The organism is Sphaerisporangium sp. NPDC005289 (assembly GCF_040607455.1).
In the GTDB taxonomy this organism is placed as follows: domain Bacteria; phylum Actinomycetota; class Actinomycetes; order Streptosporangiales; family Streptosporangiaceae; genus Sphaerisporangium; species Sphaerisporangium rhizosphaerae.
On record NZ_JBEXGS010000049.1, the window covers coordinates 1 to 17990 of the forward strand.

General features: G+C 73.5%; 19 protein-coding genes and 1 pseudogene. 10 read left to right on the forward strand and 10 right to left on the reverse strand.

Translation table 11 applies throughout. The features are described from left to right. Positions 1–95: 95 nt before the first annotated feature. Both ABZT47_RS39835 and ABZT47_RS39840 read right to left on the reverse strand, forming a co-directional pair. Positions 96–440: a hypothetical protein gene (locus ABZT47_RS39835; protein WP_354853866.1), complete on the reverse strand. Its 345-nt coding sequence runs from the start codon at positions 438–440 to the stop codon at positions 96–98. Between the two features lie 82 nt (positions 441–522). Next, a complete protein-coding gene (locus ABZT47_RS39840) occupies positions 523–1656 on the reverse strand; it encodes an AMP-binding protein (protein WP_354853910.1) in 1134 nt (377 codons plus the stop codon). 141 nt (positions 1657–1797) lie between these two features. Here ABZT47_RS39840 and menB point away from each other — a divergent pair, with 141 nt between their 5' ends. From menB to ABZT47_RS39855, 3 genes are all read left to right on the forward strand, one after another. Beyond that, positions 1798–2619 (forward strand): 1,4-dihydroxy-2-naphthoyl-CoA synthase, encoded by an 822-nt coding sequence (gene menB, locus ABZT47_RS39845; RefSeq protein WP_354853913.1) that lies wholly within the window; start codon positions 1798–1800, stop codon positions 2617–2619. Between the two features lie 77 nt (positions 2620–2696). Next, positions 2697–4352: a 2-succinyl-5-enolpyruvyl-6-hydroxy-3-cyclohexene-1-carboxylic-acid synthase gene (menD, locus tag ABZT47_RS39850; RefSeq protein WP_354853869.1), complete on the forward strand. Its 1656-nt coding sequence runs from the start codon at positions 2697–2699 to the stop codon at positions 4350–4352. A gap of 61 nt (positions 4353–4413) precedes the next feature. Continuing rightward, positions 4414–5121, forward strand: a complete 708-nt coding sequence (locus ABZT47_RS39855; protein ID WP_354853871.1) for a DedA family protein — start codon at positions 4414–4416, stop codon at positions 5119–5121. Here the strand turns inward: ABZT47_RS39855 and ABZT47_RS39860 are convergent. Further along, on the reverse strand, positions 5088–5828 hold the full coding sequence (locus tag ABZT47_RS39860) for a GntR family transcriptional regulator (protein ID WP_354853874.1): 741 nt from the start codon (positions 5826–5828) through the stop codon (positions 5088–5090). The genes ABZT47_RS39855 and ABZT47_RS39860 overlap by 34 nt on opposite strands. A gap of 90 nt (positions 5829–5918) precedes the next feature. Here ABZT47_RS39860 and ABZT47_RS39865 point away from each other — a divergent pair, with 90 nt between their 5' ends. From ABZT47_RS39865 to ABZT47_RS39885, 5 genes and pseudogenes are all read left to right on the forward strand, one after another. Beyond that, entirely contained in the window at positions 5919–6062 is a 144-nt protein-coding gene (locus ABZT47_RS39865; protein WP_354853877.1) for a hypothetical protein, read from the forward strand. Positions 6063–6198: 136 nt separating this feature from the next. Beyond that, positions 6199–7191, forward strand: a complete 993-nt coding sequence (locus tag ABZT47_RS39870; RefSeq protein WP_354853880.1) for a sugar ABC transporter substrate-binding protein — start codon at positions 6199–6201, stop codon at positions 7189–7191. Between the two features lie 209 nt (positions 7192–7400). Then, positions 7401–7613 (forward strand): annotated as a pseudogene (locus ABZT47_RS39875) (ABC transporter permease); the annotation flags it as partial. A 136-nt stretch (positions 7614–7749) separates the two neighbouring features. Then, on the forward strand, positions 7750–8220 hold the full coding sequence (locus ABZT47_RS39880; protein WP_354853917.1) for a hypothetical protein: 471 nt from the start codon (positions 7750–7752) through the stop codon (positions 8218–8220). Beyond that, positions 8217–9068, forward strand: coding sequence for an ATP-binding cassette domain-containing protein (locus ABZT47_RS39885; protein ID WP_354853920.1), 852 nt, complete (start codon positions 8217–8219; stop codon positions 9066–9068). Before ABZT47_RS39880 ends, ABZT47_RS39885 begins: the two co-directional genes overlap by 4 nt. Positions 9069–9096: 28 nt before the next feature. On the opposite strand, the gene ABZT47_RS39890 is transcribed toward ABZT47_RS39885, so the two are convergent. Further along, positions 9097–10326 (reverse strand): isochorismate synthase, encoded by a 1230-nt coding sequence (locus ABZT47_RS39890; RefSeq protein WP_354853883.1) that lies wholly within the window; start codon positions 10324–10326, stop codon positions 9097–9099. A gap of 233 nt (positions 10327–10559) precedes the next feature. On the opposite strand from ABZT47_RS39890, the gene ABZT47_RS39895 reads away from it, so the two are divergent. Then, positions 10560–11495 (forward strand): GDSL-type esterase/lipase family protein, encoded by a 936-nt coding sequence (locus ABZT47_RS39895; RefSeq protein WP_354853886.1) that lies wholly within the window; start codon positions 10560–10562, stop codon positions 11493–11495. 84 nt (positions 11496–11579) lie between these two features. Here ABZT47_RS39895 and ABZT47_RS39900 read toward each other — a convergent pair whose 3' ends face one another. From ABZT47_RS39900 to ABZT47_RS39920, 5 genes are all read right to left on the reverse strand, one after another. After that, positions 11580–12572, reverse strand: coding sequence for a pyridoxal-phosphate dependent enzyme (locus tag ABZT47_RS39900; protein WP_354853889.1), 993 nt, complete (start codon positions 12570–12572; stop codon positions 11580–11582). Positions 12573–12744: 172 nt separating this feature from the next. Continuing rightward, a complete protein-coding gene (locus ABZT47_RS39905) occupies positions 12745–13350 on the reverse strand; it encodes a response regulator transcription factor (RefSeq protein WP_354853891.1) in 606 nt (201 codons plus the stop codon). Further along, positions 13347–14498, reverse strand: a complete 1152-nt coding sequence (locus tag ABZT47_RS39910; protein ID WP_354853894.1) for a sensor histidine kinase — start codon at positions 14496–14498, stop codon at positions 13347–13349. Before ABZT47_RS39910 ends, ABZT47_RS39905 begins: the two co-directional genes overlap by 4 nt. A gap of 49 nt (positions 14499–14547) precedes the next feature. After that, on the reverse strand, positions 14548–15273 hold the full coding sequence (locus ABZT47_RS39915) for an ABC transporter permease (protein ID WP_354853898.1): 726 nt from the start codon (positions 15271–15273) through the stop codon (positions 14548–14550). Next, on the reverse strand, positions 15273–16211 hold the full coding sequence (locus ABZT47_RS39920) for an ABC transporter ATP-binding protein (protein WP_354853901.1): 939 nt from the start codon (positions 16209–16211) through the stop codon (positions 15273–15275). The genes ABZT47_RS39915 and ABZT47_RS39920 overlap by 1 nt, the downstream gene beginning before the upstream one ends. Positions 16212–16440: 229 nt before the next feature. Here ABZT47_RS39920 and ABZT47_RS39925 point away from each other — a divergent pair, with 229 nt between their 5' ends. Continuing rightward, complete coding sequence (locus ABZT47_RS39925; protein ID WP_354853904.1) at positions 16441–17070, forward strand: hypothetical protein; 630 nt, start codon at positions 16441–16443, stop codon at positions 17068–17070. A gap of 318 nt (positions 17071–17388) precedes the next feature. On the opposite strand, the gene ABZT47_RS39930 is transcribed toward ABZT47_RS39925, so the two are convergent. After that, positions 17389–17990 (reverse strand): arabinofuranosidase catalytic domain-containing protein (locus ABZT47_RS39930; protein WP_354853907.1); only part of this gene is annotated, 602 nt, incomplete at its 5' end.

Here is a 17990-nt window from a genome sequence, read left to right on the forward strand (position 1 = left end):
GGGCGCACCGGCCCGGCGCGGCGGGCGACGGGCCCCGCACGCGAGGCGGCGGGCCGCCGTACGGCGGCCCGCCTCCCGCGACGGCTCGTGCGGCCTTACTTGGGCTTCTTCTCCCCGGTGATCACGGGGATGGGGAGAGGCTCGGCCTCTTCCAGGCGCTTCTCGGTCCAGTACTCGGCGACCTTCTTGGGATCGCGGTTCATCTGGTCGTCGACGAAGACCGACGGCGCGCTCGTGGGTTCCGCGTTGGCCGGGACGTCGGGCCCGGGGATCTGGCCGGGTGCCTCGCCCGGAGCGTAGGTCGTCGAGCTCTCGCTCGTCCGGCTGGCCTTCTCGGACTCGACCCGTCCCGTGGCGGCGGCGGCCGCGACGGATATCCCCCCGACGAGGACCGCTCCCACCACTCCGGCGGAGATCCACATCTTGCGGGTTGGGTTCATCAAGGCGTCCTTCCTAGATCCACTGCTGTCGGTATGACGCGCTGGATGCGGCGTACGGTTCCCCTTCGACGCGACATTGTGGTCAACGAACCTCTCTTACGCCACCAAACCCGGAAATATCGCGTCGTATGGCGACAAGATCGTGTTTGCCGTTCGGCAGCAGCGGCAGCCGGTCGCGCACCGCCAGCGCCCGCGGCGCCGCGTACCCCGGCAGGCGCTCCTTCACCAGGGCGCGCAGCTCACCCAGCGCCGGGGGAGCGGCCGGGTCGGCGGCCACCACCACCGCGACGACCTCCTCGCCCCACTCGTGGTGCGGCCGCCCGACGACGACGGCGTCGCGGACCCCCGGATGGCCGGACAGGACGCCCGCCACCGTCCCGGCGACCACCTTGCGCCCCCCGGTGTTGATCACGTCGTCGGCGCGGCCGACCACGCGCAGCCGGCCCTCCTCCAGCGTGCCGAGGTCGGAGGTGAGGTACCAGCCGTCCCGCAGCGACGCGGCGGTCAGGTCGGGGCGCAGCCGGTAGCCGGAGAACAGCACGGGCCCGGAGAGGCGCACCCGCCCGTCCGGCCCGACCGCGGCGCCCACCCCGTCCAGCGGGACGCCGTCGTAGACGCACCCGCCGCACGTCTCGCTCATGCCGTAGGTGGTCACCACGCGCGCTCCGGCGGCGCGCGCCTCCGCAAGCAGGCCGGGCGGCGGGGCGGCGCCGCCGAGGAGGATCGTGCGGAAGGCCGACAGGTCGGCGCCGATGTCGATCAAGCGTCTGAGCTGCGTCGGGACCAGCGACACGTGGTCGGCGCCGCTGGCGGCCACCGCCTCGGGCGAGAACCGCTCGTGGATCAGGGGCGCCGCGCCGCCCAGCAGCGAGCGCACCAGCACCGCCAGCCCCGACACGTGCGAGACGGGCAGGCAGCACAGCCACCGCTCGCCCGGCCGGGCGCCGAGGCGGGCCAGCGAGGCCGCGGCCGAGGCGGTCAGGGCGCCGGCGGTCAGCTCGGCCCCCTTGGGGACGCCCGTCGAGCCGCTCGTCGCGATGATCACCGCGGTGTCCCCGGACGCGGGGACCCCGCCCTCCCGGGGCCGCACCCCGCCGGCGGTCACCACATGGGTCGGGCGCAGCGCCTCCAGTGCCTCCCGCAGCGCCGGGGCCGGCAGCTCCGGAGCCAGGGGCAGCACGGCGGGGCCGCCGTCGAGCAACGCCCGGCGAACCATGCCGAACAGGTCGGGACCGGGAGGGAGGACCACCGCGTGCACAGGACGCTCACTCACGGTCGTAAGGTTAGTCCCGATGAGAGGGGTCCCGGCCGTGCCCTGCCGGGCGACGCGCAGGTGAGTGGAGGAGCGAGCGTGACCGTGAGCACTGTCGACTGGAAGCGGTCCGGTGACTACGAGGACATCATCTACGAGACGGCCGAGGGCATCGCGAAGATCACGATCAACCGCCCCGAGCGGCGCAACGCCTTCCGCCCGACCACGCTCTTCGAACTCCAGCACGCCTTCAACGCCGCCCGCGACGACGGCGACGTCGGTGTGATCATCTTCACCGGCGCCGGCACCGAGGCGTTCTGCTCCGGCGGCGACCAGAAGATCCGCGGCGACGACGGCTACGTCGGCCCCGACGGCGTCGGCCGGCTCAACGTGCTGGACCTGCAGGTGCAGATCCGCCGCCTGCCCAAGCCGGTCGTCGCCATGGTCGCCGGGTACGCCGTGGGCGGCGGCCACGTGCTGCACGTCGTGTGCGACCTCACGATCGCCGCCGACAACGCCGTGTTCGGCCAGACCGGCCCCAAGGTCGGCTCCTTCGACGGCGGCTACGGCGCGTGGCTGCTCGCCGAGACCGTGGGGCTGAAGAAGGCCCGCGAGATCTGGTACCTGTGCCGCTTCTACAACGCGCAGGAGGCCCTGGACATGGGCCTGGTCAACACGGTCGTCCCGCTGGAGCGGCTGGAGGAGGAGACCGTCCAGTGGTGCCGCGAGATGCTGGACAAGTCGCCGCTGGCCCTGCGCATGCTCAAGGGCGCCATCAACGCCGTCAGCGACGGCGCGGCCGGCATGCAGCAGTTCGCCGGTGACGCCACCCTGCTGTACTACATGAGCGAAGAGGCCCAGGAGGGCCGCGACGCCTTCAAGGAGAAGCGCCGCCCCGACTTCTCCCGCTTCCCGCGCCGCCCCTAGATGAGGGCCTTCCCCCTTCCCCCGCGCGCCCGTCCCGCCGGGCGGGCCGCCCGGCAGGTCCCGTTCGAGGAGGGCAGGTGAACCCCGCCACCGCGCTGTCCGGCGTCCTGGTCGACGAGCTGGTGCGCTGCGGGCTGACCGACGTGGTGCTGGCTCCCGGCTCCCGCTCGGCGCCGCTGGCCATCGCGGCGCACGGCGACCCGCGCGTGCGCCTGCACGTGCGCATCGACGAGCGGTCGGCGTCGTTCCTGGCCCTGGGCCTGGCCCGCAGGTCCGAGCGGCCGGTCGCGCTGGTGTGCACCTCCGGCACCGCCGCCGCCAACTTCCACCCCGCGGTGATCGAGGCCCACGAGTCGGGCGTCCCGCTGCTGGTGCTGACCGCCGACCGCCCGCCCGAGCTGCGCGCCACCGGGGCCAGCCAGACCATCGACCAGATCAAGCTGTACGGATCGTCGGTCCGCTGGTTCAGCGAGATCGGCGTGCCCGAGGAGCGGCCGGGCCAGGTCGCGTACTGGCGGTCGCTGGCCGGCCGCGCCTACCAGCGCGCCCTCGGGCCCGGCGACCCAGGCCCGGTCCACCTGAACGTGGCCTTCCGCGAACCGCTGGTCCCCGACGGCGACACCTCCTGGTGCGAGCCGCTGGAGGGCGGCGCGGCCGGGCCCTGGGTGCGCGCCCGGGTGGCCCCGCCCTCGGCGGGCCTGCACGTCTCGCCCACCCGCCGCGGCGTCCTGGTGGTCGGCGACGGCGCCTCCAACGTGCGCCGCTACGTCGCCGCCGCCGGAATGGCCGGTTGGCCGGTGCTGTCGGAGCCCACCGGCGGGGCCAGGTACGGTGACCACGCCATCTCGGCCTACCACTTCCTGCTCGGCGCCCCCGAGTTCGCCGACGCCCACCGCCCCGACGTGGTCGTCACGCTCGGCCGGCCCAGCCTGTCGCGCCCCCTGCTGTCGTGGCTCACGCAGGCGCGCGAGCACATCGTCGTCGCCTCCGACCTGTCCCGCTGGCCCGACCCCACCCGCTCGGCCACCCAGGTCGCCCAGGCCGTGGAGATCCCCGTCGCGGCCGGCGACGACGGCTGGCTGTGGTCCTGGCGCAACGCCGAGGCCGCCGCGCGCGCCGCCGTCGACGCCGTGCTGGACGAGGCCGAGCTGAGCGAGCCGCGCCTGGCCAGAGACCTGGCCGAGGCGCTGCCCAACAACGCCCTGCTGTTCTGCGGGTCCTCCATGCCCATCAGGAACCTCGACCAGGCCATGCGCCCCCGGCGCGGTGTGCGGCTGCTGGCCAACCGCGGCGCCTCGGGCATCGACGGGCTGGTGTCCACCGCGATGGGCGCCGCGCTCGCCCACAACGGGCCCTCCTACGCCCTCATCGGCGACCTCACCCTGCTGCACGACCAGAACGGCCTGGTGCTCGGCCCCCGCGAGCCCCGGCCCGACCTGTGCCTGGTCGTCGTCAACAACGACGGCGGCGGCATCTTCTCGCTGCTGCCGCAGGCGGCGCTGCCCGACTCCTTCGAGCGGGTCTTCGGCACCCCGCACGGGGTGAACCTGTCCTACCTCGCCGCCGCCACGGGCACCCCGCACACCCTGCTGTCCTCCATCGGCGACCTGCCCAAGGCCATCCGGGGAGAGGGCCCCCGCATCGTGGAGGTACGCACCGACCGGGCGGAGAACGCCCGCGTCCACGCGGCCATGCGCGAGGCCGCCCACGCGGCCCTCAGGGATCTCCCTTAGAAGTCCCCGATGTTTCCCGCACACGCAAAGAGAGGGCATCCCACCGCATAAAGTGTGAGCCATGCATGTCGAGGAATGGCTCCAGGCGATCCCCCCGCTGTGGATCTGCGTGATCGTCGGCGTGGTGATCGGTGTCGAGAGCCTCGGCATCCCGCTGCCCGGCGAGATCGTCCTGGTCAGCGCCGCGCTGCTGTCGGCGCAGCACGTCGTCAGCCCGGTGTGGGTCGGGGTGTGCGCGAGCGCCGGGGCCATCATCGGCGACTCGATCGGGTACGTCATCGGCCGCAAGGGCGGGCAGCCGCTGTTCGACCGGCTGGCCAGGCGCTTTCCCAAGCATTTCGGCCCCGGGCACATCGCCAAGGCCGAGAAGGCCTTCGACCGGTGGGGCATGTGGGCGGTGTTCTTCGGCCGCTTCATCGCGCTGCTGCGCATCCTGGCCGGGCCGCTGGCCGGGGCGTTGCGCATGCCCTACTGGCGGTTCCTGATCGCCAACGTCCTGGGCGGCATCACCTGGGCGGGCGGCACCACCGCCGTCATCTACTACCTGGGCATCGTCGCCGACCGCTGGCTCAAGGGCTTCTCGTGGGTCGGCCTGGTCGTCGCCGTGCTGTTCGGCTGCGCCACCACGCTGTACATCAAGCGCCGAGCCGGGCGGGCGTCCGAGCCCGATGAGCCGGACCAGGCGGCCGAGACCGCCGGGACCGCCGGGACCGCCGGGACCGCCGAGACCGCCCCTCAGCGCTCGATCAGCGTGACCTCCAGCGAGTAGTGCGAGGCCCGGTAGACGTGCGAGCCGTGCTCCACGGCCCTGCCCTGGTCGTCGTAGGTCGTGCGCACCATCGTCAGCAGCGGCGCCCCCCGGCGCTCGTCCAGCAGACGCGCCTCCGCGGGGGTGGCCGCGCGGGCGCCGATGCGCTGGTTGGCCACCCGCATGCGCACCCCGGCCGAACGCAGCAGCTCGTACAGGCCGCGTTCCTCGAGGGACTGCGCGCTCAGCGGCCCGAGACCCGCCGGCAGCCAGTTGTGCAGCAGGGCCAGCGGCTCACCCGCGGCGTAGCGCACCCGCTCCAGGCGCAGCACCTCGGTGCCGGGCGGCACGCCGAGGACCGCGGCGATCTCGTCGGAGGCGCCGATGGGCTCCAGGGAGAGCACCTTGGTGCCCGGCTCCTGACCGGCCCGGCGCAGGTCGTCGTACAGGCTGGTCAGCTCGACCGTGCGCTTCACCTGGCCGTGCACCACCTGGGTGCCGACGCCGCGTTTGCGCACGAGCAGGCCCTTGTCCACCAGATACTGGATGGCCTGGCGGATGGTCGGGCGCGACAGCCCGAGCCGGTCGGCGAGCAGGATCTCGTTGTCGAGCCGGGACCCGGGCACCAGGTCGCCCCGGCGGATCGCCTCGGCGATCTGCTCGGCCACCTGGAAGTAGAGCGGCACCGGGCTGGAGCGATCGAGGTCGATGTCGAGTCGAGTGCCCATGCCTTCTCCCGGCTCAGTGACTGATCGCTGTGGAACGAGGCTAGCGGACATCAGAATGTCCTGACAAATATTGACGCCGGGGAAGTGCCCATGTCAGACGGGTACCTCTGGCTGGCCGGCGCCGCCGGACGGGCGCCCGGCGGCGCCGACGGCCGTGTCAGGTCACCGCGGGGCGCGGTCGTGCGCGCCTGCTCGCCGGTGTGGACGGCCCCAGGCCCCGGCGCGGCCCCCTGACCTGGCGTACTGGCGAGGACTGCCGATGGGTCATACATCCGAATGTCACGACAAATTATTGACAGGCAGGTTACCTGAGGTTACAAACTCTGGCATGCGGCCGATCCCGACCCCCGGGACGGTGCGGGAGGTGACCATGAGGTTGACCACACGCCTGGTTGCGGCGACGGCTCTGGCGACACTGGCGCTCGGCGGGTGCTCCGGCGGCGACCCGACCACCCCGGCGGCCGGTGGCGCCCCGGCGTCGGCGGCGGCGGGCGCACAGGACGGCGGCGGGACCTTCGCCGTGATCACCCACGGCGCTCCCGGCGACGCGTTCTGGGACGTCGTCAAGAACGGCGCCGAGGCCGCCGGCAAGCGGTACGGCGCCACGGTGACCTACCAGGGCGACGGCGACCCGGCCAAGCAGGCGCAGCTCATCGACCAGGCCGTCAGCCAGAAGGTCGACGGCGTGGTGGTCTCCATGGCCAACCCCGACGCGCTGAAGGAGGCCATCGGCAAGGCGGTCGCCGCCAAGATCCCGGTCGTCACCATCAACTCCGGCGCCGACAGCTCCAAGGAGTTCGGCGCCATCACCCACGTCGGGCAGTCGGAGGAGGTCGCCGGGCGCGGCGCGGGGGAGAAGCTCAAGGCCGCGGGCGTCACCAAGCTCCTGTGCGTCATCCACGAGGCGGGCAACGTCGGCCTGGACCAGCGGTGCAACGGCGCCACCGCGACCCTCGGCGGCACCGTCGAACGGCTCCAGGTGGACGTGAGCAACCTCGCCGACGCCACCTCCAAGATCAAGGCCAAGCTCCAGAGCGACGCCTCGGTCAACGGCGTGCTGGCCCTCAACCCGGCGGTCGCCATCGCCGCCCGCGACGCGATCCAGGACGGCGGCTCCAAGGCCGAGCTGGCCACCTTCGACCTGTCGGCCGACGTCGTCGACGCCATCGAGGCCGGAGAGATCCTGTTCGCCGTCGACCAGCAGCAGTACCTGCAGGGCTGGCTGCCGATCACCTTCCTGTACCTGTACAAGAACAACCTCAACACCGTCGGCGGCGGCCTGCCCGTCAACACCGGCCCTGGGTTCGTGACCAAGGAGAACGCGGCCCAGGTCGCCAAGCTCGCCCAGGGCGGCACCCGGTGACCAGCGTCACCGCCGACGAGCGCGTCGCGGGCTCCGGGCGGGCCCGGCGCCTGCTGATCCGCCCGGAACTCGGCTCGGTGGTCGGCGCGGTCGCGGTCTTCGCCTTCTTCTCCGCCCAGTCGGCCGTCTTCCGGTCGGCCGACGGGGTGGCCAACTGGCTGGACCCGGCCTCCACGCTGGGCATCATGGCCGTCGCCATCGCCCTGCTCATGATCGGCGGCGAGTTCGACCTGTCGGCCGGCGTGCTCACCGGCACGACGGGGCTGGTGATGGTGACCCTGGCCACCAGGTTCGGCTGGAACGTGTGGGCCGCCATGCTCGCCGGCCTGGCGCTGGCGCTGGCGATCGGTTTCGCCAACGGCCTGCTGGTGGTGCGCACCCGGCTGCCGAGCTTCATCGTCACCCTCGGCACCTTCCTGATGCTGCAAGGGCTCAACCTCGGGGTCACCAAGGCCATCACCGGCACCGTGCAGGTGAGCGGGCTGCGCAGGGCCGAGGGCTACCAGGGCGCGCGCCCTGCTGGCCGGCTCGGTCAGCGCCGGCGGGGTGGACTTCCGGGTGGCCATCTTCTGGTGGATCGGCGTCACCGTCCTGGCGACGTGGGTCCTCATGCGCACCAGGGCGGGCAACTGGATCTTCGCGGTGGGCGGCGACGAGCAGGCGGCGCGGGCCGTCGGCGTGCCCGCCGCGCGCACCAAGATCGCGCTGTTCATGACCACGGCCACCGCCGCCTGGCTGGTCGGCTCGATCATGGCGCTGCGCTTCACCTCGGTCCAGGCCAACGCCGGCATCGGCCAGGAGTTCATCTACATCATCGCCGCGGTGATCGGCGGATGCCTGCTGACCGGCGGATACGGCTCGGCGGTCGGCGCGTCCATCGGTGCGGTGATCTTCGGGATGGCCGACAAGGGCATCGTGTTCGCCGGGTGGGACGCCGACTGGTTCAAGTTCTTCCTGGGCGCGATGCTGCTGCTGGCCACCTTGGCCAACCGCCTGGTGCGCCGCTACGCCGAGGAGGTCAGGCGATGACGCCGGACACCGTGCCCGCGGGCCGACCGGGCGCCGCGGCCGCGCCGCTGCTGGAGGTCCGCGACATCGGCAAGACCTTCGGCGGCGTCATCGCCCTGCGGGGCGTGTCGATGCTCGTGCGCGCGGGCGAGGTCACCTGCGTGCTGGGCGACAACGGCGCCGGCAAGTCGACGCTCATCAAGATCCTCGCCGGGGTCCACCAGCAGGACCAGGGCGAGTACCTGCTGGACGGCGTGCCGGTGCGGCTCGGCGGGCCCCGCGAGGCGCTGGACCGCGGCATCGCCACGGTCTACCAGGACCTGGCGATGATCCCGCTGATGTCGGTCTGGCGGAACTTCTTCCTCGGCTCCGAGCCGGTCACCGGACCGCTGCGCCGCTTCGACGTGGCGCGCGCCAGAAAGGTGGCGCGCGAGGAACTGCGCGCCATGGGCATCGACGTCCGCGACGTCGACCAGCCGGTCGGCACGCTGTCGGGCGGCGAGCGCCAGTCGGTCGCCATCGCCCGCGCGGTGTACTTCGGGGCGCGGGTGCTCATCCTGGACGAGCCGACCTCCGCCCTCGGCGTCAGACAGGCCGGGGTGGTGCTCCGCTACATCGCCAGGGCGCGCGACCGGGGCCTCGGCGTGGTGTTCATCACCCACAACCCCCACCACGCCTTCCCGGTGGGCGACCGCTTCCTGCTCCTCAACCGGGGCGCGAGCCTCGGGCGGTTCGACAGGGACGCCATCACCCGCGAAGAGCTGACCTCCCTGATGGCCGGCGGCGCCGAACTGGACGACCTCACCCACGAACTCGACCGCCACGCGGCCTCCCCGGCGGGCGGCCAGGCCGACACCACGGGAGGCTGAGCGGGGGCGCGGAGGGCCGCCGCGCGCCTCAGCTTTCCAGGGCGTGGCGCATGACGCGGAACTTGGCCTGGGCCTCGGCCAGCTCGGCCGCCGGGTCGGAGTCGCCCATGATGCCGCAGCCGGCGAACAGCCGCGCCCGGCGTCCCTGGATCTGGGCGCAGCGCAGCGCGATGCCCCACTCGCCGTCGCCGCGCCCGTCGATCCACCCGACCGGGCCGGCGTACCCGCCGCGGTCCATGCCCTCCAGTTCGCGGATCACCTCCAGCGCGACGGCGGTCGGCGTGCCGCCGACCGCCGCCGTCGGGTGCATGGCGGCCACCACGTCGAGCACCGAGGCGCCGTCCGCCAGCCGGCCGCGCACCCGGCTGGCCAGGTGCTGCACGTTGGGCAGCACCAGCAGTTCGGGCTCGTCGGGCACGGTGAGCGAGGCGCACAGCGGCGTAAGAGTCTCGCGAACCGAGGCGACCGCGCAGGCGTGCTCGTAGCGGTCCTTGCGGGAGGCGAACAGGGCCGCCGCCTGGGCGCGGTCCTCCTCAGGGCTGGACCCGCGGTAGGTCGTGCCGGCCAGCACCAGCGACTCGACGGCCTTGCCGGTGTGCCGCACCAGCAACTCGGGGGTGGCCCCCACCAGGCCCGCGCAGGAGAAGGTGTAGCAGTCGGGGTAGGCCGAGGCCAGCCGCTCCAGCAGCAGGCGCACGTCGATGTTGCGCTCGGCGGTGGCGACCAGGTCGCGGGCGAGCACGACCTTCTCCAGCCGTCCCGACCTGATCTCGCCGACCGCGCGGCCCACGGCGTGCTGCCATCCGGGGGCGGTGAGCGAGCCGTCGCCGTAGACGACGCGGCCGGGGGAGGAGGGGGGCGCCATCAGCTCCATCGGCGGCTCGCCGATCGTGGTCAGCCACGCGCGGCCGTTCCTGCGGCCCAGCACGACGCGGGGGATCACCAGCACCGAGCCGGGGGCGTCGGGGTCGAAGGTGAACGAGCCGAACGCCACCGGGCCGGACCCGGGCACGCTCACGTCGTCGTCCACGCGGGCCTCGCCGAACGCCGTCGCCAGCCACGCCCTGGCCCAGTCGAAGCGGCCGGGACCGGGCGGCACCGTCACCCTGGCCGCCTCACCCCAGGCGACCAGGCCCTCGCCCCGGTGGACCCAGGCGTAAGGGGGAGCCTGTGGCAGTCGCGCGACCAGATCGCCGGAGTGATCGATGGGGATGGTGCGTACCAGCGGGGGGCGGGTTATCCCGAGCGCGACACTCACTCTGCCCACCTTATGCGGAATCTGAACACGTTCGACATCGGGTCCCCGTCTCACCGCCCCCGCCGGTCACGGGTGAGCGGGCGTCATCGGCGTCTACATACGCCTGCTTCGCTGTCAAGCCGCGATAGGAACTTGGTCAACGGTAGCAACGCCTTCCCCGGAGGTAATAGAGCGCACCCTTGCCGATCTCTACCTTGGGTTCTCGATCTCCCGCCCGGGATGGATCGTTCCAGGTGGAGGTGACCATGGTCCGCAAGATCGCGCTCGTTCTCGCCGCCGCGGTGGTGTGCGCGCCCGGCACGGCCGCCGCCGCCGCGGCCGCCGCCGAGCCGGTGCCGCCGGTGATGGCGGCGCTGGGCGACTCGATCAGCGCGGGCTTCAACGCGTGCGGCTGGTACGTCTCGTGCACCTCCCGGTCGTGGTCGGCCGGCGACCACCCCTCGGTGAACAGCCACTACCTGCGACTGCTCGGCTACGGCCAGGCCGTCAAGGGCCACAACCTCAACTTCGCCGTACCCGGCTCCACCAGCGCCGACCTGGCGGGGCAGGCCCAGAAGGCCGTGGCCGCCAAGGCCGCCTACGTCACCATCCTGATCGGCGCGCAGGACGCCTGCACGGCCACCGAGTCGCGCATGACGCCGGTGCCCACCTACCGCGCCCGGGTCGAGCGGGCGCTCGACGTGCTGGCCGCCGCCGACGTCAAGGTGTTCGTGGCCAGCATCCCCGACCTCAAGAGGCTGTGGCGCATCGGCAAGGACAACGTCGTGGCCCGCGCCTTCTGGGCGCTCGGCCACATCTGCCCGGCGATGCTGACCGACGCCGACTCCATGGCGAAGAAGGACCAGGCCCGCCGCGACCGCGTCAGAGAACGCGTCGAGGACTACAACGAGGCGATGCGGCAGGCGTGCGCGGCCTACGGTCCGGGGTGCCGCTCCGACGAGGGCGCGGTGTTCGGCTACCCGTTCACCCTCGACCACATCAGCAAGTGGGACTACTTCCACCCCAACGCCGACGGCCAGCGCGCCCTCGCCCGGACCACCTTCCCGCACGGGTTCACCTGGCAGAAGTCCCCGCTCGGCCGCACCTCCGAGCCCAGCCCCGTGCCGCCCGTCCCCGACCCCCGCGCCCTCGCCACCTCCGGCACGCCCGCGCTCCCGGCCCGCGGGTGACCTTCCCTGTGCACCCGCGGGCAACGGGACGGGCCGGGGCCGCGGGTACCGAGGGCGACGACGGGCAGGCAGGCCCGGGGCGGGTCAAGGGGCGCCGGGGCGTGGCTGTGCCAGCACGGCGGCCAGGGCCCGCAGGGTGATGTTGCGGCCCGAGACCACGGCCACCATGCGTCCGTGCGGTGTCACCTTCCCGGCGAGCAGCGCGGCGACGGCCGCCGCGCCGGCGCCCTCGGCGACGTGGCCGCGCTCACCGGCGAGGTAGCGGAGCGCGGCGCCGATCTCGTCCTCGGTGACGGTGACGAGCCGGTCGACGTGCCGGGCGACGAGGCCGACCGTGACCGAGCCAGGCTCGATGTTGCCCGCCATGCCGTCGGCGAGAGTGGGCCCGACGTCGACGGGCACCTGACGGCCCGCGGCGACGGCGGTGGAGACCGCCGTGGAGGCGGCGGCCTCCACCCCGATGACGCGCACCTGCGGCCGGTCGGCCGCCCACAGTCCAAGGCCCGCGGCCAGGCCGCCACCGCCGACCCCGCACACCACGGTCACCGGCCCGCCGAGTGACCCGCCGAGTTGCGCGTCGAGTTCACGGCCGACGGTGGACTGACCGGCGATGACGTGGGGATCGTTGTAGGCCGATATGTAGTGGGCGCCGTCGCGGGCCAGCCGGCGCGCGTACGCTTCGGCGTCGTCATAGCAGGCGCCCGTCTGGACCAGATCGACGCCCAGGCGGCGCAGCAGGCGCACCTTCGCCGGTGAGGCGTTCTCGGCCACCACCACGGTCACCTCCCGGCCGAGTGCGCGGGCGGCGAACGCCAGACCCAAAGCGTGGTTGCCCGCCGAAGCCGTGACGACCGGCGAGCGGGGTGGAGCGGCGGCCAGGGCCGCCAGCGCTCCCCGCACTTTGAACGAGCCTGTGGGCTGGAGACTCTCCAGCTTCAGCGCGGGCTCCCGCGCGGTGCCCGCTCCCGGGTCGACCGGGGTGGGAGCCAGGTGAGCGGCGACCAGGCGCCACGCGGTCCGCATCTCTTCGGCCGTGGGAACGGCGACGGAGCGCGCCGGCCAAGGGGGTGAGGTCATGCTTCGACCATGCGCCGGCGCCCGGAAGGCGTCCAGGGGCGCGCGCTCACGCCGAGCCCGAGGTCTTGTCGTGCTCGACCCCGAGAAGCTTCCGCGTCGAAGGACGGCCGGTTCGCCGGGGCGTTCGAGCCGGTCGGCGCCTCGACGGTGCGAAGAGCGGCGCCGGACGGCGTCACAGCCAGCCGTTGTGGCGGGCGGCGGTCGCGGCCTCGATGCGGTTGCGGGTGCCGGTCTTGCCGATGGCGGCCGACAGGTAGTTGCGCACGGTGCTCTCCGACAGGTGCAGCCGCCGGGAGATGTCGGCGATGGTCGAGCCGTCGGCCGCGGCCGCCAGGACGTCGCGCTCACGGTCGGTCAGCGGGCTCGGCCCCGCGCTCAGCGCGGCCGCCGCGAGCGCCGGGTCGATCACGCGTTCACCTGCCAGGACGCGCCGCACGGCCGCCGCCAGCTCCTCCACCGGGCCGTCCTTGACCATGAACCCGTACGCGCCGGCCTCCATGGCCCTGCGCAGGTACCCGGGCCGCCCGAACGTCGTCAGAATCAGCACCCGGCACGACGGCAGGCGCTCGCGCAGGTCGGCGGCGGCGTCCAGCCCGCTGCGGCCGGGCATCTCGATGTCCAGCAGCGCCACGTCGGGCCGCTGCTCCAGCGCCGCGGCGACGACCTCCTCCCCGGAGGACACCTGGGCCACCACCTCGATGTCGTCCTCCAGACCGAGCAGCAGGGCGAGCGCTCCGCGCATCATGCCCTGGTCCTCGGCCAGCAGCACCCGGATCACCGGGCCTCCCGCGGCAGCGTGACCCGCAGGCGGAAGCCGCCGGAGGGCGGGTCGTCCACCTCGAGCAGCCCCCCGGCCGCCCTCACCCGCTCGCGCAGCCCGCGCAGCCCATGGCCGGTGTCCGCGCGGCGGGCGCCGCCCCGGCCGTCGTCGGCGATCTCCAGCACCATGCCATTGTCGCCGGAGCCGAGGGTGATCTCGCACGTGTGCGCCCCGCTGTGGCGGATCAGGTTGGTCACCCCCTCGCGCACCGCCCAGCCGAGCAGCGCGTCGGTCTCGGGCGGCAGGTCGTCCACCGGCATGCGCGTGGTCAGGCGCACCCCGGCGCCGGACAGGACGGCGTGCGCCGACGCCAGTTCGGCGGCCAGGCCTCGCCCCCGGTAGCCGGTGACGGCGGCGCGCACCTCCGCCAGGGCCTCGCGCCCGATGCGCTCGATGTCGCGGGCCTGCTCGGCGGCGGCCTCGATGTCGGCCGGGAGGACGCGGCGCACGGCCTCGGCCTTGACGACGACCACCGAGAGGGTGTGGCCGAGCAGGTCGTGCAGGTCGCGGGAGAAGCGCAGGCGCTCCTCGGCGACGGCCGTCCTGGCCAGCTCCTCACGGGTCTCGCGGAGCTGCGCGATCACCTCGAACAGCCTCAGTATGATCGCCGGGACGAGCCCGGCGGTGAAGGTGCCCCAGCCCAGTGCGAGCAGGGAGCCCCAGTCGAGGTCACCGCCGGAGAGCAGGCCGTCGTGGAAGGCCGTGACGCCGGTGGCCGCGACGATGGCCGCGCCCAGCACCGCGGCGACGCGCCCCATGCCCTTGACCGCGACCCCGCAGGCGATGGCGAACAAGGGGAACAGCAGGATGAAGGAGTCGTTCAGCAGGGAGAGCCACACGGTGAGCGCGCCCAGGGCCGGCAGCGGCAGGCGCTCGGCCCGGCGGGCGTCGGTGAACGCCAGCCTGACCGTCACCACGTACAGCACGGCCACGGCCGAGAGGCCCGGCGCGGTGACCCACACCGGCCGGGCCTCGCCCTGGACGACCTCCACCAGCGGGACGATCAGCAGCACCAGCCAGATCATGAAACCGTTGGCGTCGGGACCCTGCGCCGCGAACTCGGGGTCGGGACGGTCGTCGGGGCCCTCGCAGGTCCGCTCGTTCACCGGGACAACCTAGCCGCCGCGCGGGCGCGCCCGGCGCGAAGGGGCGCGCTCACGCCGCCCGGCCGGCGCGCCGGTAGCCGTACAGCGCGTAGGCGCCGAAGACGGCCAGCCAGCCGAGCAGGACGAGCACCGAGCGCAGGGACGGGGCCTGGCCGAAGGCGACGCGCCAGGACATGTCGGCGTACCCGTGGGTCGGCGTCCACTCCGAGATCGCCTTCAGCCAGCGGGGGAACCGGTCGGCCGGGATCCACAGCCCGCCGACCACGGCGAGCCCCATGCTGGCCGCGAAGTTGGCGATGCCCGCCGACTGCGAGGTGAGGCGGTAGCCGTTGCCGAGGCCGAACAGCGTGAACGGGATCGTCCCCGCCCACAGCAGGGCGATGATCGACACCCACTGGCCCGGGCTGAGGGCCACGTGGTTGACCAGCCTGCCGGCCACGAGCACCGCGGCGATGGCCGGCACGACGACGACCATGCCGGTGATCGTCTTGCCCGCGACGACCGTGGCGGGGGCGAGGGGGGTGAGCCGCAGCTGGCGCACCCAGCCCAGCGCCTTGTCCTCGCCGAGGCCGGTGCCGTTGTTGAAGGCCGCGCCGATGCCTCCGTAGGCGGCCATGCTGACCATGACGAACAACGCGACCTGCTTCTCGTCGCCCGGGGCCAGGCCGAGCGTAGTGAAGATCAGGTACATCACCACGGGCATCGCGACGCCGAAGATGAGGAAGGTGACGTCCCGCAGGACGCGCACCAGTTCGAGGCGGACGTAGCCGAGCATCAGGCGGCGCTCTCTTCCTCGGCCCCGCGGGCCGACGTGGTGGGGGAGGGGGAGGCGGCGCCCCGGCCGGTCAGGGCGACGAAGGCGTCCTCCAGGTCGGCGGGGGAGACCTCCAGGTCGCGCACGGCCCGCGCCTCGGCGAGCGCCATGACGGTGGCGTCGGAGTCGGTGGTGCGCAGGTGGGCGCGCCGCCCGCGGATCTCGACCATGCTCACGCCGGGCAGGCGGCCCAGCCAGGAGGTCTCGCCGTCGACCGAGAGGCTGACGGTGGTGAGCGCGGCGACGCGCTTGATCTCCCTGCTGGTGCCGTCGGCGACCACCCGGCCCCGGTCGATCACCACGATGCGGTCGGCGTGCTCGTCGGCCTCCTCCAGGTAGTGGGTGGAGAACAGGATCGTCTTGCCCCGGGCGGCGTAGCGGCGCATGCCGTCCCAGAACTCGCGCCTGGCCTCCACGTCCAGCGCGGCGGTGGGCTCGTCCAGCACGATCAGGTCGGGGTCCCCGGCCAGGGCCAGGGCGAAGCGCACGCGCTGGGCCTGCCCGCCGGACAGCTTGTCCACCCGGCGTCCGGCCAGGTCGGTGAGCCGGGCGGTGGCCAGGACGTCGGCCACCGGAAGCGGGGCGGCGTAGGCGCCGGCGACGAAGGCGACCAGCTCGCGCACCGTCACCCTGGCGATCAGGCCGCCTTCCTGCGGCATGGCGCCCATGCGTCCCGCGCGCACGGCGGCGCCCGGGGCGCCGCCGAAGACCCGCACCCGCCCCGCGTCCGGGACGGTCAGGCCGAGCAGCATGCCGATCGTCGTCGACTTGCCGGCGCCGTTGGGGCCGAGAAGGGCCAGCGTCTGGCCCTGGGGGATGTCGAGGCTCAGTCCGTCCACGGCACGGACGGCCCCGAAGCTCTTGGTCACCTCTTCGAGTGACACGGCGTTCACGCTCATGTCCACGACGGTAGGGATCACGGCCCACCGGCCGGTAGGCACGCCGATCCGCCGTCCGCCAGGACAAAAGTACCGGTCGACTTCCTGTGATCTACATTGTAAAGGGGATGGCTTGGGTGCGCGCATAAACACCGTGGACACCGCACGAGCCTGGCGGGCATCATCAAGGGGAACACCGGCGGCCGGCCTGCGCAGGCCGGCGGTGCGCGCCCGCGGAAGGACGAGCCCCGTGAGCAACCCCGACCAGACCTTGGCGGCCATCGACGACGTGCTCGCCGGCTGGGAGTCCGGCCCCGACGCCATGGTCTGGACCGCCGCGCCTCCCGAGGCCGCCGCCCCGGCCGGCCCCGCCCCTCGCGCCGGCCGGGAACCCGGGCCCGCGTACGGGGCGGCCGGCGGCGGCGTCGGATCCGCGTCGGGAAGGTCCGATGGGGGGTCGTCACCCGAGTCCGAGACGTTCGGTGGCCGGTCCAGGGCCTACGGTGGCGGGTCTGAGACGTTCGGTGGCGGGTCCGGGACGTCCGCCGGGGCGGTTCCGGGTGGACGCGCGGCCCGTCCGGTCGCGGTGATGCTCACCCAGGGGTTCGCCGTCTGGGCGCGGTCCCCGGCGGTGCGGCGCATGATCGCCTTCGCCCAGAGCCTGGAGGGCCAGGCCGTGGCCGAGGTCTGCGGGCGCCGCGGCGACGAGCGCGGCCTTCGCCCCTGCCTTTGCCTGTGCGCCACCCGGCACCGCGGGCGGGCGGGCATCTGCGACGGCGAGGCCGTCGGCACCCATCCCCACGAGTCGCTGACCACCGGCCTGGTCGAGGTGCCGATGTGCCGCCCCTGCCTGTCGGCGGACAGGCCCGCGACGCCATAGGGCTCTGCCTGCCCGGACGTTCACCGGGCCGGGCGCCGTAGGCGACGCCGGCACCGCCGACCCGGCGCAGACCACCTCCAGCGCGCGCCGGGAGAAGGCGGGTCGTCGGCCAGGACGCATGCGAACGGCGTCCGGGGGCCTTCATCCGCCCAAGCGGAGAACGAGGGGCGGGGACCTCCGTGCCCGTCCGCCGCCGTCGCCCTCCCTGGGCCGTGCCTGGGGAAGGCGGGCGAGCCGCCGCCTTCGCCGCACCGGCCGGGCGCCACGGGCGGCGTCCGGCCGGGGTTCCTCCCGAGGGCGGCTCTCACCGCTGAGGCGTCAGCTCCGCAGGCTCCACTGCTGGTTGGATCCGCCGTTGCAGGCCCAGAGGATGAGCTTGGTGCCGTTGGCCGTGGCCGCCGCGTTGGCGTCCAGGCACAGGCCGGACTGCACGCCGGTGATGGTGCCGTTGGAGTTGACGTTCCACTGCTGGTTGGTCTGGTTGTTGCAGTTCCAGGTGATCACCTGGGTGCCGTTGCTGGTGCCCTGCCCGTTGGCGTCCAGGCACTTGTTGCCGTACACCTGGAGTTGCTTGCCCGAGGTGTTGGTGAAGCGCTGGTTGGTGCCGCTCCCGCAGTCCCAGATCTGCACCTGGGTGCCGTTGGTGGTGCTGGAGTTCGGCACGTCGACGCACCGGCCGGACTGGCCGCCCACGATCTGGACGCCCTGCTGCGGATTGCCGCCCGACACCGCGTACCCGGCGGCGGTGATGTTGGCCTGGACGGCGTCCTCGGTGGCGTCGGAGGGATAGCCCGAGGTCATCACGCCCTCGTAGAAGGTGCCGGCGGCGCCGATGCTGTTGTCGCCGCCGATGCCCAGGATGATGGCCCCTTCCTTCTTCATCGGGTTGTAGCCCGACACGTTGGGCCGCACCCCGTTGT

What these genes read in the sequence shown, in the direction of transcription:
- ABZT47_RS39835 (WP_354853866.1), bottom strand. Translation starts at nt 440, where the DNA reads ATGAACCCAACCCGCAAGATGTGGATCTCCGCCGGAGTGGTGGGAGCG.
- ABZT47_RS39840 (WP_354853910.1), bottom strand. Translation starts at nt 1,656, where the DNA reads ATGGTTCGCCGGGCGTTGCTCGACGGCGGCCCCGCCGTGCTGCCCCTG.
- ABZT47_RS39855 (WP_354853871.1), top strand. Translation starts at nt 4,414, where the DNA reads ATGCATGTCGAGGAATGGCTCCAGGCGATCCCCCCGCTGTGGATCTGC.
- ABZT47_RS39860 (WP_354853874.1), bottom strand. Translation starts at nt 5,828, where the DNA reads ATGGGCACTCGACTCGACATCGACCTCGATCGCTCCAGCCCGGTGCCG.
- ABZT47_RS39865 (WP_354853877.1), top strand. Translation starts at nt 5,919, where the DNA reads ATGTCAGACGGGTACCTCTGGCTGGCCGGCGCCGCCGGACGGGCGCCC.
- ABZT47_RS39870 (WP_354853880.1), top strand. Translation starts at nt 6,199, where the DNA reads ATGAGGTTGACCACACGCCTGGTTGCGGCGACGGCTCTGGCGACACTG.
- ABZT47_RS39885 (WP_354853920.1), top strand. Translation starts at nt 8,217, where the DNA reads ATGACGCCGGACACCGTGCCCGCGGGCCGACCGGGCGCCGCGGCCGCG.
- ABZT47_RS39900 (WP_354853889.1), bottom strand. Translation starts at nt 12,572, where the DNA reads ATGACCTCACCCCCTTGGCCGGCGCGCTCCGTCGCCGTTCCCACGGCC.
- ABZT47_RS39915 (WP_354853898.1), bottom strand. Translation starts at nt 15,273, where the DNA reads ATGCTCGGCTACGTCCGCCTCGAACTGGTGCGCGTCCTGCGGGACGTC.
- ABZT47_RS39920 (WP_354853901.1), bottom strand. Translation starts at nt 16,211, where the DNA reads ATGAGCGTGAACGCCGTGTCACTCGAAGAGGTGACCAAGAGCTTCGGG.